At 40.4% G+C, this 19,011-nt stretch carries 18 protein-coding genes; 13 read left to right on the top strand and 5 right to left on the bottom strand.

The genetic code is table 11. The annotated features are described in order from the left end of the window. Nucleotides 1–3: 3 nt before the first annotated feature. Both E2H97_RS02120 and E2H97_RS02115 read left to right on the top strand, forming a co-directional pair. Nucleotides 4–1,959 (top strand): hypothetical protein, encoded by a 1,956-nt coding sequence (locus E2H97_RS02120; protein WP_133405597.1) that lies wholly within the window; start codon nt 4–6, stop codon nt 1,957–1,959. 75 nt (nt 1,960–2,034) lie between these two features. Beyond that, nucleotides 2,035–3,351, top strand: coding sequence for a hypothetical protein (locus E2H97_RS02115; RefSeq protein WP_133405596.1), 1,317 nt, complete (start codon nt 2,035–2,037; stop codon nt 3,349–3,351). Here the strand turns inward: E2H97_RS02115 and E2H97_RS02110 are convergent. Further along, nucleotides 3,344–4,447, bottom strand: coding sequence for a phosphoribosylaminoimidazolesuccinocarboxamide synthase (locus E2H97_RS02110; protein ID WP_133405595.1), 1,104 nt, complete (start codon nt 4,445–4,447; stop codon nt 3,344–3,346). The genes E2H97_RS02115 and E2H97_RS02110 overlap by 8 nt on opposite strands. A 238-nt stretch (nt 4,448–4,685) precedes the next feature. On the opposite strand from E2H97_RS02110, the gene E2H97_RS02105 reads away from it, so the two are divergent. The 9 genes from E2H97_RS02105 to E2H97_RS02065 all read left to right on the top strand — a co-directional run bounded on the left by E2H97_RS02105 (nt 4,686) and on the right by E2H97_RS02065 (nt 11,193). Then, nucleotides 4,686–5,033 carry a metalloregulator ArsR/SmtB family transcription factor gene (locus E2H97_RS02105; protein ID WP_133405594.1) on the top strand — a complete coding sequence of 116 codons (348 nt, stop codon included), beginning with the start codon at nt 4,686–4,688 and terminating at the stop codon, nt 5,031–5,033. 16 nt (nt 5,034–5,049) lie between these two features. Beyond that, nucleotides 5,050–6,057: an ArsJ-associated glyceraldehyde-3-phosphate dehydrogenase gene (locus tag E2H97_RS02100; protein ID WP_133405593.1), complete on the top strand. Its 1,008-nt coding sequence runs from the start codon at nt 5,050–5,052 to the stop codon at nt 6,055–6,057. 167 nt (nt 6,058–6,224) lie between these two features. After that, nucleotides 6,225–7,472: an organoarsenical effux MFS transporter ArsJ gene (arsJ, locus tag E2H97_RS02095; protein WP_133405592.1), complete on the top strand. Its 1,248-nt coding sequence runs from the start codon at nt 6,225–6,227 to the stop codon at nt 7,470–7,472. Nucleotides 7,473–7,667: 195 nt separating this feature from the next. After that, a complete protein-coding gene (locus E2H97_RS02090) occupies nt 7,668–8,123 on the top strand; it encodes a hypothetical protein (protein ID WP_133405591.1) in 456 nt (151 codons plus the stop codon). Between the two features lie 80 nt (nt 8,124–8,203). Then, a complete protein-coding gene (locus E2H97_RS02085) occupies nt 8,204–8,650 on the top strand; it encodes a hypothetical protein (protein WP_133405590.1) in 447 nt (148 codons plus the stop codon). 58 nt (nt 8,651–8,708) lie between these two features. After that, nucleotides 8,709–9,164 carry a hypothetical protein gene (locus E2H97_RS02080; RefSeq protein WP_133405589.1) on the top strand — a complete coding sequence of 152 codons (456 nt, stop codon included), beginning with the start codon at nt 8,709–8,711 and terminating at the stop codon, nt 9,162–9,164. 42 nt (nt 9,165–9,206) lie between these two features. After that, nucleotides 9,207–9,662: a hypothetical protein gene (locus tag E2H97_RS02075; RefSeq protein WP_133405588.1), complete on the top strand. Its 456-nt coding sequence runs from the start codon at nt 9,207–9,209 to the stop codon at nt 9,660–9,662. Between the two features lie 15 nt (nt 9,663–9,677). Then, entirely contained in the window at nt 9,678–10,127 is a 450-nt protein-coding gene (locus tag E2H97_RS02070; RefSeq protein ID WP_133405587.1) for a hypothetical protein, read from the top strand. Nucleotides 10,128–10,269: 142 nt separating this feature from the next. Beyond that, entirely contained in the window at nt 10,270–11,193 is a 924-nt protein-coding gene (locus E2H97_RS02065; protein ID WP_133405586.1) for a hypothetical protein, read from the top strand. A gap of 113 nt (nt 11,194–11,306) precedes the next feature. Here the strand turns inward: E2H97_RS02065 and E2H97_RS02060 are convergent, their stop codons facing one another. From E2H97_RS02060 to E2H97_RS02045, 4 genes are all read right to left on the bottom strand, one after another. Next, entirely contained in the window at nt 11,307–11,645 is a 339-nt protein-coding gene (locus E2H97_RS02060; RefSeq protein ID WP_133405585.1) for a hypothetical protein, read from the bottom strand. Between the two features lie 66 nt (nt 11,646–11,711). Then, nucleotides 11,712–13,301 carry a M28 family metallopeptidase gene (locus E2H97_RS02055; RefSeq protein WP_133405584.1) on the bottom strand — a complete coding sequence of 530 codons (1,590 nt, stop codon included), beginning with the start codon at nt 13,299–13,301 and terminating at the stop codon, nt 11,712–11,714. 151 nt (nt 13,302–13,452) lie between these two features. Further along, nucleotides 13,453–14,973: a hypothetical protein gene (locus E2H97_RS02050; protein ID WP_133405583.1), complete on the bottom strand. Its 1,521-nt coding sequence runs from the start codon at nt 14,971–14,973 to the stop codon at nt 13,453–13,455. 193 nt (nt 14,974–15,166) lie between these two features. Then, nucleotides 15,167–15,949 (bottom strand): DNA/RNA non-specific endonuclease, encoded by a 783-nt coding sequence (locus E2H97_RS02045; RefSeq protein ID WP_133405582.1) that lies wholly within the window; start codon nt 15,947–15,949, stop codon nt 15,167–15,169. A gap of 382 nt (nt 15,950–16,331) precedes the next feature. Between E2H97_RS02045 and E2H97_RS02040 the strand changes: the two genes are divergently transcribed. Together E2H97_RS02040 and E2H97_RS02035 are read left to right on the top strand one after the other, a co-directional pair. Then, nucleotides 16,332–16,931: an outer membrane protein gene (locus E2H97_RS02040; protein WP_133405581.1), complete on the top strand. Its 600-nt coding sequence runs from the start codon at nt 16,332–16,334 to the stop codon at nt 16,929–16,931. A 196-nt stretch (nt 16,932–17,127) separates the two neighbouring features. Next, nucleotides 17,128–19,005: a hypothetical protein gene (locus tag E2H97_RS02035; protein WP_133405580.1), complete on the top strand. Its 1,878-nt coding sequence runs from the start codon at nt 17,128–17,130 to the stop codon at nt 19,003–19,005. Nucleotides 19,006–19,011: the final 6 nt, after the last annotated feature.

Raw genomic sequence — 19,011 nt, 5'->3', positions numbered from 1 at the left:
TACATGAGTAACGTTGCAGAGCGGGTAGAAAGGGTAGTAGGTTATATTCAAAGACAACAAGATGATAAACCGATAACAACTAAGCTGAACAGCAATGGCATACATTACTCACTACAACAACTGGCCGAAGTAAAAAGAGTATACAGACCTCATCAACGCCTTCGCGTATTTCATCAAAGTTCTCCCTGCTCCAAAGTTAAGGAGCATCAATTTGGAATAAATCATCCAATCAAGGAAAGGCCACTCAGTCCTAAAAAAACCAAGGAGCAAAAAGAACAAGAAAAAAAAGACACGCTTTTTAAGCAAGAAGCCGAACTTCATATTGATAATTATCATACACCTATAGGTAAAACCTGTTTAAACTTACTTCATCAAGCTATTGAACATTCCCTTCCTTATGTATTTGCAAGTCAGCTAACTGCTGATATTTTAGAATCTGACAGATTTGCCATTATTATTCCAAATGTGCCTCTCGCCAATCTGGCTTTCCCTTACTTTAATGGCATAGAAGAAGAAAGCCTTGGTTATTCTCGCGGTTGGAAGAAAGATAAAGATGTATTAGCAAAGTCCACATCGGTAATGTCAAAATCCCCCTTTCCTAGAGTCGCCATGGCTCTTTCTGCCGAGCTGGCTATGCTCCCAAATCTTAAATTTGATAATCCATTTTGCGCTAAAGCTTTGCAAATTTATGTAGAAGCCAGCTGGCGTGATCCTCATTGGATCCCAGTTGCACAGAAGATTTTTGAGCAGTGTGAATCCCCAGACTGTTTAACGACCGCTTTACACTACAAGTTAATGATAGTTGGGCTATCAAAAGGCCATGATTTAACAAAAAATTTTGCCACTGAAATTGCGGATGCGCTCAACAACACTCCAGAAGAACAAATCCATAGTAGAGTCATTGTATTGTTTTTAGAGGTAGTAAAAGCATGCCAAGCGAAAATGAAGCACGATCCTAGGTTTATTCAGAAACTCATGGATGTCTGGGTCAATCTACCTGAAGCCGCAAAAACAGAGCAAACCTGTTCGGCTTTAATTGACGGCTTTGCAGAATCCATCAATTGTCTCAGACAAATCTACCTAAAACTCAAACCTTGCCAACAAGAACAGCAATTTGCCTTACATACCCAGCTAGTAACGGCACTTGTCATAAATAGTGCAGGGATAGTCAAACATTTTTCCTATTCTGAAATTATCAAATCGAATTACATTGCGCTTATCGGAGAAGCGGCGTTTTACTACCCTGAGGCCATTGAAGAAATTGGCGAATCCTTTCGAAAAAATACAAAAGGAAGATTGACACTTAAAGTAGAACGACATTGGGCTACAGCGTTAAGTAAAGCTACAGAAAAAGCCCCAGAGGACTTTCATTTTCGCTTAATTGGTGTGATTGCTCATCTAACCAGAAATGGAGATCACGAAGATTGCATGACCGGGCTCAAAGCCTTGCAATATACTCTACCTGTCTGCCCCGACCTCGCCGCGATAACAAAAGATACGATCATTAATAATAAAAACCCCAATAGTAAATTTTTCAACTTAGCCGTCTCTGTCTACACCAATGCCGATCGACTAGAAGACGCAATATGGGCGATTGATCTCGCAGTACATAAAAAAATCTACCAACGATATCCAGCATTACAAAGTTATGAACCAAACCAAAAGACTCTGCGATTGAGTTTTAGTAGTTTTACTATTTTCACCGACAGAGAAGAACTGCAAATCCCCAGCCGCACAGCACTCGGCATTTTCAACTGGTGGGTGGCAAAGGATCCATTAAACAAAGGAAAACCTGACATCATTGAAATCCAATTTGGACGAGAGGAATACGGTGATACGCTCAGTACATTTTTATCTAAACAGCTAGACGAGCATGAACAAGTGATGAGTGTGGAGTTAACAAAAGACGCTCATAGAAAGCTCATAGTTAGATTAAGGTGGCCTGAGCCTATGGATTAACTTTATTTCACTGTGGAAAATAGCCCAATTTGCTAGTCTGACCAACATGACCTCTTTAGCTTCAAAGGTCGGAAAATGGCTACAGCCACTTCTGGGACTTATTCTCCTTTACAGCTGGATCACACTGGTACTCATGGTGCTTCAGGTAACCAGCGAGAACTCAATCAACGAGAAGTATCCAAACAAACGCTGAGAGTCGAAACCAGCGATCAAATGATGCGTTTTTTACATCTAAAAGGCCACCTAGGTAACTTTGTTGTGCAATTGGCGGACGGTTGGAAAACCACGCCAAGCTATGGCAAAAGTGGTCTACTCATCAACAGTACCCGCGCCCATTATCGAATGACGAATATTGCCGTATATCGAGGAAAAGCCAGCGATCTTACACTAAGCCAAGTCATGGTGGGGCCGAATCATTATTTTGGAAGTTTGATAGACATTCATCTTAAAGCCTACAGCATAGAAATTAATAACGGTTTTCCTATCTTTTCTGAAAGCAGATACGAATCTCAAGACGACCTCAAAAACCTTTCAGATTTAAGGCCACTCCAAGCTTGTGACATACTCGAATTCAATCAAACTGAATGGTCATGGAATAGTGGAAAATGCACCGCTCCAGCAATCGTTCAATTTCTCAGTGATAAAATATTAGACCGACAATCAGCCGCATCCTTAACCGCCGATTTAGGCGTATTAACCTTGCCTAATAGTGTAATTGAAATTCCTCATGTGGACGCCACTCAAGTAGATATATCGGCCTTTGGCGCAATACTTGTCATCAATAACACCCCCTTCACCATAGCCAGAGAGCGTGAAGATACCATGGATGCCGTGAGCTATTGTTTTGGAGAGGGTTATGCGGATTACCAAATCAAACATGGCAACGGCTTATTTTTAGAAACCCATGACTTTACCCAAATCATGACTCCACTTACCCCGAGCAGCAGTGGGTTTATCACTTTAGGAAGACGAGTGGGCATAGCGTCTAACCAAACCCTACAACTCATTGGCGTAAGCGTACCTTTTGGCTATTCAATCATTGTGAAAAGGGGCGCGATGCATGGTGATGCCACGTTTACAGGGCATTATGCGATGGCAATGACGGTACAACACACAACAATGGGAACGGCCGACGTGGTATTTCTTCGAACACCCGATGATCAAAGAGTAAAATTAACTTGTGATTTTCCGAACAAAGACCGAATACCCTCTTATGGTGCAGATGATGAGCGCCTTATGCCACTCACTTTGCCTCAAGGGAGAGGAATTGAACAAGAAATTCGCGAAAACTCCCTTACAAAAATGAAGCAAACACCGAAACCGAGAGGGGTATACACCAAATCGGTATTAAACCCCACTATACTGAGTTTTTGGCAACAGCTTTTTAGTTAACTAGTTGATAATCCCGCTTCAACACTTCAATAATTTCCGCTTTTGGATTTCTCGAAACTTGAAGTGGCTTGCCAATAATCTTTTCAGCCAGCTGCGTATAGGTTTTTGATACTTTCATCATTGCATCTAATGGCAAGGCGTTATCACGGGCCAATGCCTCGCGTTCGCCCATACGATCTTTGTTAAGCAAAATATCAGGTTCGGGGAAATGGTTAAGCAGCATTTGGCGGAAGCTTTCTTTTGAGTTTTCAACAACACGACCTAGCTGGTATTCCTTAGTATCCCAAATCCGTGACGAATCAGGCGTACCAACTTCGTCCATATAAATCAGTTTCGACTGACCTTTATCATCGGTCACATAGCCAAACTCGAATTTGGTATCCACAAAAGTTTGATCGATCTTTTCAAGCTGCTTGCTGATCACCGCAAAACCATCTTTCAATAGTTTTTCATAAAGATCAATATCCTTATCCGATTCAAAACCAAAAGCTTCAACGCTATCTTCGATATTCTTGCGAGAAACATTCACATCGTCTTGCTCAGGGACACCCGGAATGCCTTTTAAGATCCCTTTGGTGGATGGCGTGATCAAAACCTCTGGCAGTTTTTGATCTTTTTGTAAGCCCTCAGGCAAGGTGATCCCACAAAACTCACGCTCGCCTTTTTCATAAGCACGCCACATAGAGCCTGTGATGTATTGGCGACAAATAGCTTCGACTTTTACTGGTCGTGCTTTTTGCACAATCCACACTAATGGATGTGGCACATCTAAAATATGGCTATCAGCCAGCCCTTGCTCGGCAAAACATTTGAACCAATGGTTTGAAATCGCATTAAGCGCCGCCCCTTTACCTGGAATTCCTTTAAGTCCACCCTCACCATGAAAAATACAATCAAAAGCGGAGATGCGATCGCTTATCACCATGATCGCCAACGGAGTTTCTTCGGCAACGGGATAGTTTTTTTGCTTGATCAAGCGGCGACTATCTTCATCCGTCAACCAATACACGCTGCGGACTTTACCACTATGAACAGGTTTATCAGTGCGAATAGGTAAATCATCATTCACCGCAAGAACAGAATCAGCAAGACTCATTGCAGGGTTTCCTTAACTGTAGGGACTGGAATTTTTTTGAGCTATTTTACTGATTCAACAAGGTTAGTGCTATCTAAGCTGAGCAAGAATTTATTTTGTCATCAAGAATCACTATTTTTGTGGTAAGTATAATCTTTCTGAAACAGATCATCTTTTAGAATTATTATTAAAATACCACTTGAATATATGAATATTCATATATATTATTTTTCGCATATTAAATTTACGAGGATCAGATATGGATCCATTGCCACTCTTCAAGGCACTTGCCGACCACACACGCCTAAATACGATTTTACTTATCGAACATCAACAAGAGCTGTGTGTCTGTGAGCTAATGGAAGCGCTAGATGAAAGCCAGCCTAAAGTCTCACGTCATCTCGCTTTACTCAAAAAACAACAATTACTGTTAGATCGCCGCGATGGTCAATGGGTGTTTTATCGACTCAATCCTGCGCTACCTTCTTGGTTCAGAACCATGATTAGCGATCTGATAGAACCGAATACTTCTAGATTAACTGAAGCTTTGACAAGGCTCGATGCAATGGGCGATCGCCCATCACGTCAACGTCAATGCTGTAACTAACTTAGAGAATTTAACCATGACAATTAAAGTAGGAATTAACGGCTTTGGCCGTATGGGACGCTTAGCACTGCGCGCAGCGTGGGACTGGGACAACATCGAATTTGTCCAAATCAATGATCCACAAGGTGATGCGGCTACTTTTGCTCATTTGCTAGAATTTGATTCCGTACATGGCCGCTGGGATCATCAGGTCAGCGAAGATCAAGGTAAGATCTTAATTAACGATCACAGTATCAAATTCACCAGTAACCAAACCATTACTGAAACCGATTGGTCTGGTTGTGATGTCGTAATTGAAGCTTCGGGTGTGATGCGCGATAAAGCCAAACTGCAAGCTTATTTAGATCAAGGCGTGAAGCGAGTGGTGGTCACCGCCCCTGTTAAGCAAGAAGGCGTGTTAAACATTGTAATGGGGGTGAATCACCACTTATATGATGCCGATGAGCATCGTATTGTTACTGCTGCTTCTTGTACCACCAATTGCTTAGCGCCTGTGGTAAAAGTGCTGCATGAAAAAATCGGTATTGCTCATGGCTCAATGACCACAATCCATGACATTACCAATACTCAAACCATTTTAGATGCGCCGCACAAAGATTTACGTCGTGCCCGTGCGTGTGGCATGAGTTTGATCCCAACCACCACAGGTAGTGCTACTGCTATTACGCATATTTTTCCTGAGCTGAAAGGCAAGTTAAACGGTCACGCTGTACGTGTGCCATTAGCCAATGCTTCTATTACCGACTGTGTATTTGAGATGAAGCGTGAAGTGACACCAGAAGAAGTGAATCAATTACTGACTGGTGCTGCTAATAATGAACTTGCTGGCGTACTGGGTGTTGAAACCAAACCATTAGTGTCAATTGATTACAAAACCGATCCTCGCTCAGCCATTGTTGATGCGTTATCCACTATGGTGATCAACGGTACACAGCTTAAGTTATATGTGTGGTATGACAATGAATGGGGTTATGCGAATCGTACCGCAGAGTTAGTACGCCTTGTTGGTGAAATGGATAAATAAGCGTAGTTTTAGTTCAACGACTTAAGTGGGAGTCATGGTGCGATAAGGCAACCGTCCGTGACAGGACGTCACGGTCGTCAGCACATGGATGTGCGCTTCTGTTGACGTTCGCATCATGGCTCCCTTTTTAAATCCCAAGCTGAAATATATAAATGGACACTTAGGCCATGATTTCTCAACTTAAAGCCCTACCCGATGCCATAAAACAATACCTTGTAATAACAGGCAACTATTGGGCATTTACCTTAACCGACGGTGCCTTACGAATGTTGGTGGTGCTACATTTCCACCAGCTTGGCTATTCACCACTCGAAATCGCCATGTTGTTCTTGTTTTATGAGTTCTTCGGTGTGGTAACCAATCTAGTGGGTGGTTATTTGGGGGCGCGTATTGGCCTTAATAACACCATGAACATTGGCTTGGGACTGCAAATCGCTGCACTGCTGATGCTGCTTGTACCAAGCAATGTGCTACCCGCTATTGTTGCTGGTGTACCTTGGGTGATGGCAGCCCAAGCACTTTCTGGCATTGCCAAAGATCTTAATAAAATGAGTGCAAAAAGCGCCATTAAGACTTTGATCCCTAAAGATGCTCAAGGCAAATTGTATCATTGGGTTGCGGTGCTTACAGGCTCCAAAAATGCTCTAAAAGGTGTAGGGTTTTTCTTAGGTGGCTTGCTACTCACAGCTATGGGGTATCAGGGTTCGCTGGCGTTTATGGCGGCCGCCTTAGCTGTTGTTTGGTTGCTGAGTTTGTATCTGCTTAAGCAAGATTTGGGGAAAGCGAAAGCCAAGCCTAAATTTAGCCAAATGTTCTCTAAAAGCCGTGAGATCAATGTACTTTCCGCCGCTCGTTTATGCTTATTTGCCTCCCGTGATGTGTGGTTTGTGGTCGCTCTTCCGGTGTACTTTGCTACCCAATTAAATTGGAGCAGCTGGGAAGTGGGTAGCTTTATGGCAGCTTGGGTCATTGGTTATGGCGTTGTTCAAGCTTACGCGCCTAACTTTACGGGTAAAAAATCGGGTAAAGTTCCAACGGGGCAACAAGCCATAATATGGTTACTGCCGCTGATTTTTCTCCCTGCATTAATCGCTACAGCGTTAATTTATGATATTGATCCTACTCTGGTATTAATCACAGGCTTGTTAGTGTTTGGTGGTATTTTCGCCATCAACTCATCATTACACAGTTACCTTATCGTGAGTTATGCATCGAGTGAAGGCGTATCAATGGATGTCGGCTTTTACTATATGGCCAATGCGGCAGGTCGGTTATTAGGTACGGTATTTTCTGGCTTGGTATATCAAATGTATGGGTTAACAGCTTGCCTTATCGCATCATCGGCCTTATTGGTATTCGCACTGCTGTTTTCTGTGGGATTACCCCAGCACCCCAAGAGTTCAAATAACGCTTAACAAGCGTTTCATCAGTCAGTAAATCTGAGCGTTTAAAAAGGTTTACTGGCTGAAACTTATAATAAAAACATAGGTTTTATTATAAAAAAGTCTTTATATCTTCCTTTAGTAATGCTTATCTTTAGACTGGTTATCTCACTATTAACCTTAAGTCACTCTGTAGCCATAGCTCAGCTTTTTTGCTTTTGGAGGTTGATGATGAAATCAAAAACTCTATATCAAAGGCTTAGTATTTCCCTATTAGCAATTGTTCCAATTATTGCCGCCCCTGCGCCAATCAACGTTAACAGTGCTGTCAGTCCCTCGACTCCAAGAGCAAAACACACCACGCGTAGATTAAGTAACAACTTCTCAATAGCAAGTATGCCTAAAACTGGGGCTGATTATTGTATTCAAGAGCAAAATGTGACTAAAAACTGCTTTCCGTTTCAAAACACTTCTTCCACGGTTTATATCAATATCAGTTTTAGTGATGGGATCCTGCACGGTCTACCGATGCAACGTATGCGCTCTTTTCATTTAACTCAATACACAAAATCCATTAGTGCAGCCATCTTTAATTCAGCCAACAACAACAAAATTTATGACGGACCTGTACAAGATATGGTTGGCTTAACCTGTGATGGTGATCAATGTAGACCTTGGAAGTGACTTTTGAAAAGTATGGCAATACGTTTGTTTTAATCAGAAAACCGCAAGTTATAAGCTTAATTTTCTTAAAGGTGATTAATATGAATCAACTCATTCATAAATTCGTCATTTTATCGCTATGTGTGATGTCGTCTACACTGCCTTTAGCTGCACAGGCCAGCGTACTAAAAGACTCCCATCCTTACCCGATTGTAAAATTATGGCCTAACACCTTATCCAGCAGTTTTTCAGTTTCCTATGTTTCTCAATCAGGTAAAGAGTATTGTGAGCAAGTACTTAAAACTGAAAAAAACTGCTTTCCGTTTCAAAACACCTCTAAAACTTCACAGGTAAATATTCAATTTGATAATGCGGGCATTTTGAATATTGATACGAACTTTATCGATGCCATTTCACTTATGAATTACACACCATCAACTCATGTAATCGCTTCAAATCCCGAAACTCACTCTCTAATCTATACCGGTTTGGTGAATGATATGGTCGGACTGACTTGTGATGGAGCTAAATGTAAGCCGTGGAATTAAGCCACTACAACAGAATTCAGAGACAGATAAATCAGACATTATTTTAAGAGGTATCATTATGATGAAACAAAAGCTACTCAATCAACTTCCTGTTATTATCGGAATAACTGCTTGCTCAGTGTTCTCAGCTATAGCGCAGCCAAATCAGCTGAATGAAACCAGCGGTTTACAAAATTTACCGATTGTTTCATTCAATAAACCCGATAGTAATTTTTCGGCATCCGATGCTCCAGTCACAGGCAAAGAATTTTGTAACCAAGAATCTGGCTGGAGTAAAAACTGCTTTCCTTTTAGAAATACGTCTTCTACTTCACTGATGATGATCAAGTACGAAGAGGGAGGATCTGTACACCTTAACGTCAATGCTTCAGTACGTACTCAAGTGAGAAATTACACCCCAACAACTCATGTCACTGTCATTAACACCACCACTAACACACAAATGTTTGATGGTGAAGTTGCAGATTTGGTGGGGTTAACTTGTGATGGCAAACAATGTAAGCCTTGGAATTAAAAACATATATAAACCGCAAACTTAAATCTAAGGCTTAATATTATGAAAAAGCCCACTATTTGGAAATCTACCGGAATACTCATAGTTTCATTATTTTCGATAGTCACCACACAACTACACGCTGCTGAGAAAAGTAGTACACAATATCACTCGATTCTCGTTAAGCCATTATCGGTAAAATCAGAGAACAACTATTCGACCACTATTTTGTCTGAATCAGGTGATGAGTTTTGTAGAATAAATAACGGTCTCACGAGCAACTGCTTTCCTATTCTCAACACTTCAGCAAATTCATATATTAATGTTTCATTTGATGGCAATTCATTTACAGGGATTGGGCCGAATAATCACTATCAAATTTTTAAATTAACTCCTTATGGAAACCCCGCCCAAGTCATCATCAATAATCCAGCCACAAACGAACAAGTTTATAATGGCCTAATTAGTGATATGGTTGGTTTAATTTGTGATGGTACGCAATGTAAACCTTGGAATTAATTTGAGGATGAGTACATGAAACGCTCAACACCATCTAAATATGTGGGAATATGTCTGTTGGCTTTGTCATCTGTATTCAGCCTATCCTCACAAGCGATAGCAATAAAAAGCTCTGATACAACCCAAAACGTTAAGCCGTTACCCATCAAATCGGGAAGCAATTTTTCATTAAGCCCAAGGTTTATGACAGGAAAAGAATTTTGCCAAACAACGTTAGGCCTTAAAAACAACTGCTTTCCCTTTCAAAATGTGTCTTCAAATTCATATATGAATGTTACCTTTGATGATGGCGCTGTCCTATCTGTTCCTATGTTCCAAAGAAAAGGTTTTAGTCAAAAAACATATACTGTCTACACTCATGTCACCGTCTACAACCCTTATGCAGGCAAAACCATTTATGATGGAAAAATCTACGATATGGTTGGATTATTTTGTGATGCTGACCATTGTACCCCGTGGAATTAGAATTCGATTAATATCCACTTCTATGTATTGTCTTAGAGGAGATTCAAGCTGGCAATACAAAAGGCGCTAACTCTCAACTATGCTTTACCTTTAATTGTCTTCTCCTAAATAAGCCACTATTTCGATTTCAAGGAAGAAACTTATGGAGCCACCAGTTAAAATCACTTCTTCGATGCTGGATAGCTTTGTAGTTGTAAGTGAAGAGCCCGAAAACCAAGCTCAAATTGAACAATTACTAGATGGCTGGGTTGGTGAGCTGATAAATGTTCATGTATCGAGTCAGGAACAAGAAAAAGCAAAAGATCTGTTTCGCTTGACTGCAAACGAAACATTACCGTTTGGAGAGAGGCTTCAACGGTTATATGAACTTCAGGTACTTTTTAGCACTGACGAACAAACAAAATTTATCCAGTTTACTAGTGAACCTGCCTCTAATGATTTTAAGGTAAAATTAGTAACAGCAGAGCCGAATAATGAGTTTACGCTTCTTACTTTCGATGGCCGTAATGATGACCTTTTTAAAGTAAAAAAATTAGCACAAGAAGCCTGCACAGAAAAACCAGAAAAAGTGGACGCTAATTATCAACGTGATTGCCTTGAACGCTCTGATGGACTGATTTTATTTAAAAATAATGAAGAATTGCACTCTGTGGATCAAAACAGTAAACAAACGGTTCGAGAGTCTTTTCTAGCCACAATGCAAGAACATCTTCCTTCTAATATTGAATTAAACAGAATAAAAGCGTTACTCGCTCAAGACTTACTTTTGTTTGTCCCCCCAAAATTAGATCCCAAAATGAACACTCTCGGAAATAAAGACGTAGAACACCGAGTTTCTATTTTTCCTAATTCTGTTGTCATTACGGTCAATTGCAAATATAACGTTATCGGTTTGCCTGAGCAGAAGCAGCGGCTGCAAGAGTGCCGACAACATGGTTGCTATACACAATTTAACCTAACCTTTGAAATTTTAGTACTTGATGAAGACAGTTTTTGTACTCGCTGTACTTGGGATGGCAATCAAAATGCACTACAAAAACGTAGAAGTTGGTTCCGAAAAAATTAACAGACACATACTTAAAAACGAAAGTTATCTAAATCAATCAAAAATCTAACTGGTAACAACCTCTAAAAACCTTCTCGTTTTAAAACGTCTTCATCCCGTAGGAATAGATATTTTTATGAATGCGTTACCCCTTCCCGAATACAATCTAAAAGCGCCAACACCCAGCAGCCGATCAATAGTAAAATTCCAATATTTGCTGTTACTAAAATATCCTTATATACAGATAAATGAATCGCTTTCATAATGACTGTGGGATCTAAGGCAATCTCACCATTCAATATTTGATTGGAAATCCTCTGGGCCACATCAAAGATGGGGTTGATCAACATGATCAAACTGAGCAAAGTAAGGGCAATAAAACCATAGCCTCTGTACTTGTGCCCTTGCAGTAAGTGTCCTGCACCAGGGCACACAAAGGCTGAATATAAGGCGGCTTTAACTGAAGGCTTCATAACTGCTTAGAATATAAAGAAAAGTGTTACTAAAGACTGTAACACTTCTGATTAAACCTTACCAAGTTATCTTCCGTCTTGCGAACGACGTTTTTTAAAGGCAGAATCCTTGGTCCACTTTGGCCAATCATGGTTATTGGCTAACTTCACGATAATCATATTCATCAAAGCCAAATCTTGTTTTACGCCTTCTAAAGTCCACGATGCCTGATACTTGTCCGCTTCTTTATGATAGCGATATTTGACGTAATCGGGATCACCAAGTCCCATAAACAATAAGCTCGGTATTCCTGCTTGAGCTAAAGCAAAGTGATCAGAACGGAAATATAATCCCGTTTGTGGATGAGGATCCACTTGTACTGTTCGCCCTTGAACCTTTGCCGCATCAGCTAAATAGCGATCTAATGAAGACATGCCTTTTCCATAATCAAGCACGGAGTTCATTGCTTTATTGGTGTTCATGCCATCAATATTTACCATAGCAACAAGATCTTTAGTGGGTACAGGCGGATTTTTAGCAAATTGTTTCGCGCCAATTAATCCCGCCTCTTCTCCAGTAAAGTCTGCAAAAATAATATTGCGTTTAAAAGTCATTTTATCGGCTTGCGCTTTTAGATTTCGGGCAAGATCCATCACCGCTGCATCACCAGAGGCATTATCTACCGCACCATGGAACGTATGCACTTTACCTTTATTATCGCTAAATTGACCTAAATGATCCCAATGAGCGTGAACGATTATCGTCTCATCCGTTTTTGTTTTGGCTGACAACTGGGCGATAACATTGTAAGACGTCGATTGCTCGATGTGATTGTTTAATTTAAGTCTGGCTTTGAGCTTTAAATCTATTGGCTTGAAGTGACGAGACACGGCCTTTCGCTTTAATTTATCAAAATCATAGCCCGCTTGAGCAAAAATCTTTTTGGCAGTGTCATGCTGTAACCACCCCATTACCGCAACGGTATCTAGGTTTTGAGCTTGGTCCACCAGCGATAATTGATTACCACCCACTGAATTTTTTACCACATCCCACCCATAGCCCGCAGGTGCGGTTTCATGAACAACAAACACCGCTTTTGCCCCCTGCTTTGCCGCCTCTTCAAACTTGTATGTCCAACGACCATAATAAGTCATGGCATTGCCCGTAAACAGCTTAGGATCTTGAGTTGCAAAACCAGGATCATTGACCAAGACGATCACAGTTTTTCCCTTTACATCCACTCCTTGATAATCATTCCAGTGATATTCAGGCGCATCGATTCCATAACCACAAAACACAACATCACTATTTTTTAGGTTAATTTGCTGACTAAGACGTTCCGTTCTAGCGGTAAATTCAGTGACATTATTAAATGATTCATGCCCGACTTTTAATCTCATGTGTTGATCTGTGGTGATTTTCGCCATGGGAACAGGCTGTAAGAATTGACCTTTATAACCGGGTTCTAGGCCAATACGTTTATATGCGTTAACTAAGTAATCAGTAGTGAGTTTTTCTTGTGGGCTTAATGGCGCCCGTCCTGCGAATTGCGTTGAAGATAAGGTTTTTACATCTTGGCGATATTGTTTTTCGTGGAATTGATAGGTTACAGCTAATGCATTAAAACTCATGCTTTGGATTACGGCGGCTATTGCTAATAAACCTGTTTTTCTCATGATGATACTGCCTTTGTTTCTTTAAATGGAGCTAACATCAAAGCTTGTCACTCATTATTGAGCCTTCAGTCCAATTAAACTTCTGTGCTTACTGGTTCTCTCAGTTTGGGATAGGGTATCTTTTGACGCCTGTATAACTGATGTACAAGTTTTATTGTACTGCCACGCTATCTAAAATGGCTTTAAGGCCATAAGTTTCATCTTTTAAATTAGGTTTTTCGGTGATATAGCCCCATGAAGAAGAAAGTACTAGCTGAGGGTAGAGGACATCAAATGCTCCAAGACTGTTTACAATAGTGTGCTCTGGTTTCGCTTTCCCTTCTTTTACAAAAATAACAGCCACCTTATAACCTCGTATGAGCTGAGTACGTATTTTCGCTAAGTCACACCGACGTACAGGATTACTAAAAATCGGTATAAATGCCTCTGGGCAATGGAAAGGTAACTGCCGATATCCAGCTTTAGCAAAGGCTTTGTATAGAGAGTGAATCGAATACGCTTCTAAGATTTTGATGACGAGCTCAACCAGCCTCAAATCTTTATTTACATCACCGCTTGCTTGATCATTAGTCAAACCAAACAAACTCAACAGTTCGAACTTTTGATCGCTTGTTCCACAGTTTATAACCTCTCCGATGGCTGTAGAGAGTTGTTTTTGAAGCAATAAGCCATTAACTGCTTCAGGGCTAAATGTGGACAGTCGACAAAAAAAGCCGTGATAATAGCACCTTTGCCAAAAGGCATCATAGTCCCAGTAGGTCATCTGGCGGTCAGAACGTCTATCAAAAAATTGATTAAATTTGTCGTTTCTAATTACCAAGGAAAGATCATCTGGTGTCAAGCCACTACTGAGAAAGTTAATTATCTGAAATGCATGAGTTCTCGGTCCATGAACAAGCAATGGCACATCACAGGCATCGTTAAACATGGCGGTTTCAGCAACTCGATTACCGTAATTGGAGTGAATATAACCACGGAATGTAACCAAACTTGCGTGACGCAGTCCATGCTGTTTCAGCTGATTGACGAGGATCTTATCAAGCAATCGGCCTTTGTGGATTGAGGGGCCGCTGAGCCACATATCAAAATCAGGAACCGTCAACATTTGCTGCCTACGAATCGACTCAGGAACATTCACATTGTAAGATGAAGCGTAAGCACAGTGCCTAGAGTCATGGAAACTCACCATGGGACAATCACTGTGTTTTTGTAACAACCTTTGTTTAGGTTCGCCTTCCATTTGATTAACTAACTCAAAGCCCACATTAAAAAACGTTTTAAATATTGCTTCGATTCTTGAGCCTTTTAAAAAATACTTTTGGTAAGCTTTGCTTAGAGGAGATGCCTCTCCATTTTGATGACGAAAACACTCCTTAAGTTGCTCTTCATGAAATGCATCTCTTACCTTATGGAAATCAGGGATCACTTGTGTACCGACACTTTTCAAAATTAATTGCTGTAGCGGAATTTTGGTTAAGTCGTAAATAATCTCATTAGTAAACTCTTTTCTTTCGAATAAATCTTTTGGTGGCTGAGTCATAATCACAGGTTTCATACAATCAGACATTTGCCCTAAGGCATGACCACTTTTACAGTATTCAACAGCATCATTTTTTTGGGGAAAATCGACAGCTGGAGGGGATTGCAATGAAGGTTCAGCGTATAAAGACATCAGTAACATTTCACTGAATTAAGAGTACGAGTGCCTAGATTGTTTCAAAATTCATAACCCCAGTACAATTAACATTCATTAACATAAACACTTACTTCCATTCTGACATCTGAAAACGAAACAGACACTCATCACATCTTTGATATGAAAAAAAGGAGCTTAAGCTCCTTTTAAACTAGGATGAATATGTAGATCACTGACAATTCATCAAACGCGTTAACCCACCGGTTCTTGCTTCAACTGAATTTTCTACATTTGGAGCCAACGTTGGGAAGAAGTTCAGCCCTGAGCGATATTCAATTTCATCAATGGTCACTTCTGTACGACAGTAATCATCTCTACGACCTGCTGTTTGCTCCATGATGAAACCTGACGCATTTATCCAACCATTATTTGAAATGGTGGCAACTACTTTAAAATACCCTGAAGGAACATAATGCTCTTCATCGGCTTCCGGTAATGCAGCAAAGTCATACTCGTACAATGGACCAGTAATAACATAAACTGAATTACCATTTCTCACCGCACCACGAACGGCATTTTCCAATTTCACCCAAGGACCTTGGTTTAACTCGCTGGATTGTGGCGTGATGTTACTTAGGTAATTAGTCATACTCCAATATGGCGTATTACTGAACGAAGCCAAAGGTACTTGATGGCCTCTATCTGTACCTATGGTTGCATGAGCACTCTTATAGTCGCTTGGCTCTAACGTCGCATTTTCTGGCAATTGCGGATCAGCACGCCATGTACGAGAGCGTTTACCACCATCAATTGTTTGTGGTGTAACCTGATACGCCACCCAATCAGCAAACTTAGTTTGAGCATTGTTAGATAGCGTATAGATAGGTCTTTCGATGACTTGGTTAGTGGCAACACCACCTGTTGGACAACCGTATTGACCACAATTATCTGCGTATGCAGAAAAAGAGCCTACGGCCGAAACGGCAACAGCTACCATCATTAAGTTTTTCATTTTTACCCCTTGTTAATCCTAGGTATCACTCTAATGGTGTTTTCTAGGTTTATTGGTTTTCGCCAGAATTGGCGAGAACGTATTTTAAGGAGCAAGATTACAGTTTTGTTACAACGGTGATGTGAGGTAGATTTAATTTTTTATGAATGGTTGTAAATTTGTATAAAGTTATTGACGTAGGTTAAATGGCAGCTTCGTTTTATTCAAAAAACCGAAGAAATATTAGAGCTCCCCCTAAGCTTCTAAAGATTAAAAATAATTAACTAGCCCAGCTCAACATCTCAATTTACATTGGCTCTTTCGACTAAAAGATACAGCGACAAAGCTGTTCTAATCAACTAACAATCCATAAAAGTATTCATTAATTTCAACGGTGAATGATATGAAAAAGAATCAATTATTAATTGGACTCGCTCTTATGGGGCTGTCTTCGAGTTGCTTTGCGAATGTAGTAATCGGAGCTGGTTACTTAAATATTAATAACGCCAAAGCCATCAAAGCGCTAGATAACGATAAAATTACCAGAGGTGGAGGTAATGGTGATGTCAATCTTGGCGCCATTGCATTCAACGTGGGTTACCAATTTAAACTTAACCAAAATTTTTCAGTTACTCCAGAGCTTCAGGCTTCTGTAGGTGTTGGTGATGATAAGTTTTCCTATGTCGATGCTAAAGATGCAACTAAGAAAGGAACTGCAAAAGTAAAAATGGATAGCTATTTTGCATTTAATGTACGAGGTGCATACAACTTTACACCACAATTTAGTGTGTTCATTATGCCAAGTGTCACCCGTGTAAAATTAAAAGCAAAATATTCAGATCCAACAATGAGTGGCAAAGCCTCTGACAGTGAAACTAAGTTTGGTTTAGGCGGTGGCTTACAATACATGTTCACCGATAACCTTGGGGCAAGCTTTGCCTATCAAAAAATCAACTCCATAAAAGCCAATAGTTTCAAGTTTGAAATGCGTTATTATTTTTAAGTATTAATCCGCTCAAGGGGTGGAACGAGAAGCTTCACCCCATCATTCATTTTATTACAAGCACATCACTGTAACTGAAAGCTTATTCTTAGCTATCAATAAGTAATATAGAAGCAATCACTATTTGATCAGTTGCGCTTTTAGCCTTCTTCAACCATGGTTAAAGCAAATACAGATGCAGATTAGGGAATGAATTGTGTCTTTGGTCATACGAAGTGGTGCAAATTTCACAAAAAATTTAACCATTAATCAAAAACAGCTGGAAACCATCAGAAATGCCCAATCACTGGAAGAAGCAACAAAACTCGGCCTAATTGATCGTGTATTGGACAAATTTTTTTCCCGAAATAAAGCGGAAGTTCACAAACAACTTTACTTTCTATTTCAAGAAACCGCTCCCAGTCATGCCGAAGATATTATTAACAAAGCTCAAGCCTTTGATCGTCTTACTCAGCTCGTAGACCCTAAACACCGATCAAACTTAAAAGTGTTAGTGGAGCAAGCTCCGTTAGGAGAGCAATCTCATAAAGTCACATTTCAGTTTCAGTTACAAGATTTTCCACTTTCTTTAGAGTTTTCATTTAACAGTTTACCTGAAAATATTACTCCAGCTTCAATCACACAACAGTGGTTTTTGGCTGAGCAAGGTACACGCTTATTACGTCATACTTCTTGTGAGGGTTGGCAACAGTTAATGGAACAGCTTCAGCTAGAGTCCGAAGAAGTTATAACCCAAATATACCAAACCAGCCCAACTGATGCAGAAACATTAGAAAGTGATGAGATATATCCAGACTCAGTATCAGAAGAAGACCAATCAGCGTTTCAAGATATGTTACGTGCCAATAAAAAAGAACCCGTAACGAGTGAGTTGGCTCCAACCGATGCAGTGGATGACACTCTGAGTTCAGCCACTCCCCAAAAGGGTCAAGCACATGGCTTAACTCCCCAAAAAGCAGTAGGAAAAATTGAGAAAGCCTATCGAAATTTTAAACAAAATAAAGCAGCCGCATTGGAAGGAGCAAGAGAAACAGGCGCAAAACATGCGGTTATGACGAGTAAGGACGGTACGCGCTATTTTGTCGATCCCAATGGCTTATTTCCGATGATGAGAAGGCCAATTTCACGACCATCTGAACAAGTCTCTGGAGCCAGCAGTAAGCTGGATAGAGCTGATGAGCAATATTTGAGGTTTGCCCATGTAGATGAGAGAGAGCTGGACAAAACCTTACTCGACCCGAACGTAGATATAGACCACTATGACCTTAGCAGGTTAGAAAATGATTTTGAAAAGCAAGAATATTTTGTTGAAGCGCTTACCGAATTACAACAAGCATTACCTAATTCTTCATTTAATGGACGTGCGATTCAGCCAGGGATGCTCGGATTTATGGATCCACAAGGTAGAAGACTGGCTGTCAATGGCGGAGAAAATACTGAATTATTTTTACAGCGAACTCGTCGACCTATCCCATTACAAGCATTCAAAATCGCCTGTGAAGACTTGGCTTCAGCCCATCAACATGAAATCTATTTTCGTGATATCAAAAATGCCAATTTGGTTTATCGAGAAGAAAGAACAGGGAAAAATGGGCAAATCGTTCCACTTGATAACCCGCAGGTACACTTTATTGATCTAGAAGAAATGTACACTCCGCAAACAGGTTTTTTGGCTAAAGATTGTGGCACTCCAGTTTTTATGACCACTGAATTAGCTTTCGCTAAATCACAGGGGGATAAAAAGCAAATTGAGGCTGCGGACAATTATGCCATGTTACTTTCAATATTGAGAGCAAGTTCCGTTACTCTTATGAACGAATTACCACTAACTCAAACGCTTGAACATGGTGAAGAAGACATGTTCGAACATGGTGAAGAAGACATGTTCGAACATGGAATACTCCATGAACAAAGTAATTCCGCTGAGCACAGAGCAATGCTGGACCAAGTACTTACACAAATGATTAAACCTGAGTACCTTGAACAGGTTCAACGCTTTCTGCAAGAGCCAACAGAATATCCATTAGAGGAATCACTTGATGAAGTGATCAATTGGCAGGCTTCTTTATCATAAGAAGCC

It is taken from the genome of Parashewanella tropica (genome assembly GCF_004358445.1).
GTDB classification, from domain to species: domain Bacteria; phylum Pseudomonadota; class Gammaproteobacteria; order Enterobacterales; family Shewanellaceae; genus Parashewanella; species Parashewanella tropica.
This window is presented reverse-complemented; position numbering and strand designations above follow the sequence as displayed.

Bases quoted from the DNA above. Each gene is read 5' to 3' on its own strand.
- E2H97_RS02115 (WP_133405596.1), top strand. From the start codon at position 2,035: ATGGCTACAGCCACTTCTGGGACTTATTCTCCTTTACAGCTGGATCAC.
- E2H97_RS02060 (WP_133405585.1), bottom strand. From the start codon at position 11,645: ATGAAGCCTTCAGTTAAAGCCGCCTTATATTCAGCCTTTGTGTGCCCT.
- E2H97_RS02080 (WP_133405589.1), top strand. From the start codon at position 8,709: ATGATGAAACAAAAGCTACTCAATCAACTTCCTGTTATTATCGGAATA.
- arsJ (WP_133405592.1), top strand. From the start codon at position 6,225: ATGATTTCTCAACTTAAAGCCCTACCCGATGCCATAAAACAATACCTT.
- E2H97_RS02050 (WP_133405583.1), bottom strand. From the start codon at position 14,973: ATGTCTTTATACGCTGAACCTTCATTGCAATCCCCTCCAGCTGTCGAT.
- E2H97_RS02110 (WP_133405595.1), bottom strand. From the start codon at position 4,447: ATGAGTCTTGCTGATTCTGTTCTTGCGGTGAATGATGATTTACCTATT.
- E2H97_RS02105 (WP_133405594.1), top strand. From the start codon at position 4,686: ATGGATCCATTGCCACTCTTCAAGGCACTTGCCGACCACACACGCCTA.
- E2H97_RS02090 (WP_133405591.1), top strand. From the start codon at position 7,668: ATGATGAAATCAAAAACTCTATATCAAAGGCTTAGTATTTCCCTATTA.
- E2H97_RS02100 (WP_133405593.1), top strand. From the start codon at position 5,050: ATGACAATTAAAGTAGGAATTAACGGCTTTGGCCGTATGGGACGCTTA.
- E2H97_RS02045 (WP_133405582.1), bottom strand. From the start codon at position 15,949: ATGAAAAACTTAATGATGGTAGCTGTTGCCGTTTCGGCCGTAGGCTCT.
- E2H97_RS02120 (WP_133405597.1), top strand. From the start codon at position 4: ATGAGTAACGTTGCAGAGCGGGTAGAAAGGGTAGTAGGTTATATTCAA.
- E2H97_RS02065 (WP_133405586.1), top strand. From the start codon at position 10,270: ATGGAGCCACCAGTTAAAATCACTTCTTCGATGCTGGATAGCTTTGTA.
- E2H97_RS02040 (WP_133405581.1), top strand. From the start codon at position 16,332: ATGAAAAAGAATCAATTATTAATTGGACTCGCTCTTATGGGGCTGTCT.
- E2H97_RS02055 (WP_133405584.1), bottom strand. From the start codon at position 13,301: ATGAGAAAAACAGGTTTATTAGCAATAGCCGCCGTAATCCAAAGCATG.
- E2H97_RS02075 (WP_133405588.1), top strand. From the start codon at position 9,207: ATGAAAAAGCCCACTATTTGGAAATCTACCGGAATACTCATAGTTTCA.
- E2H97_RS02085 (WP_133405590.1), top strand. From the start codon at position 8,204: ATGAATCAACTCATTCATAAATTCGTCATTTTATCGCTATGTGTGATG.
- E2H97_RS02070 (WP_133405587.1), top strand. From the start codon at position 9,678: ATGAAACGCTCAACACCATCTAAATATGTGGGAATATGTCTGTTGGCT.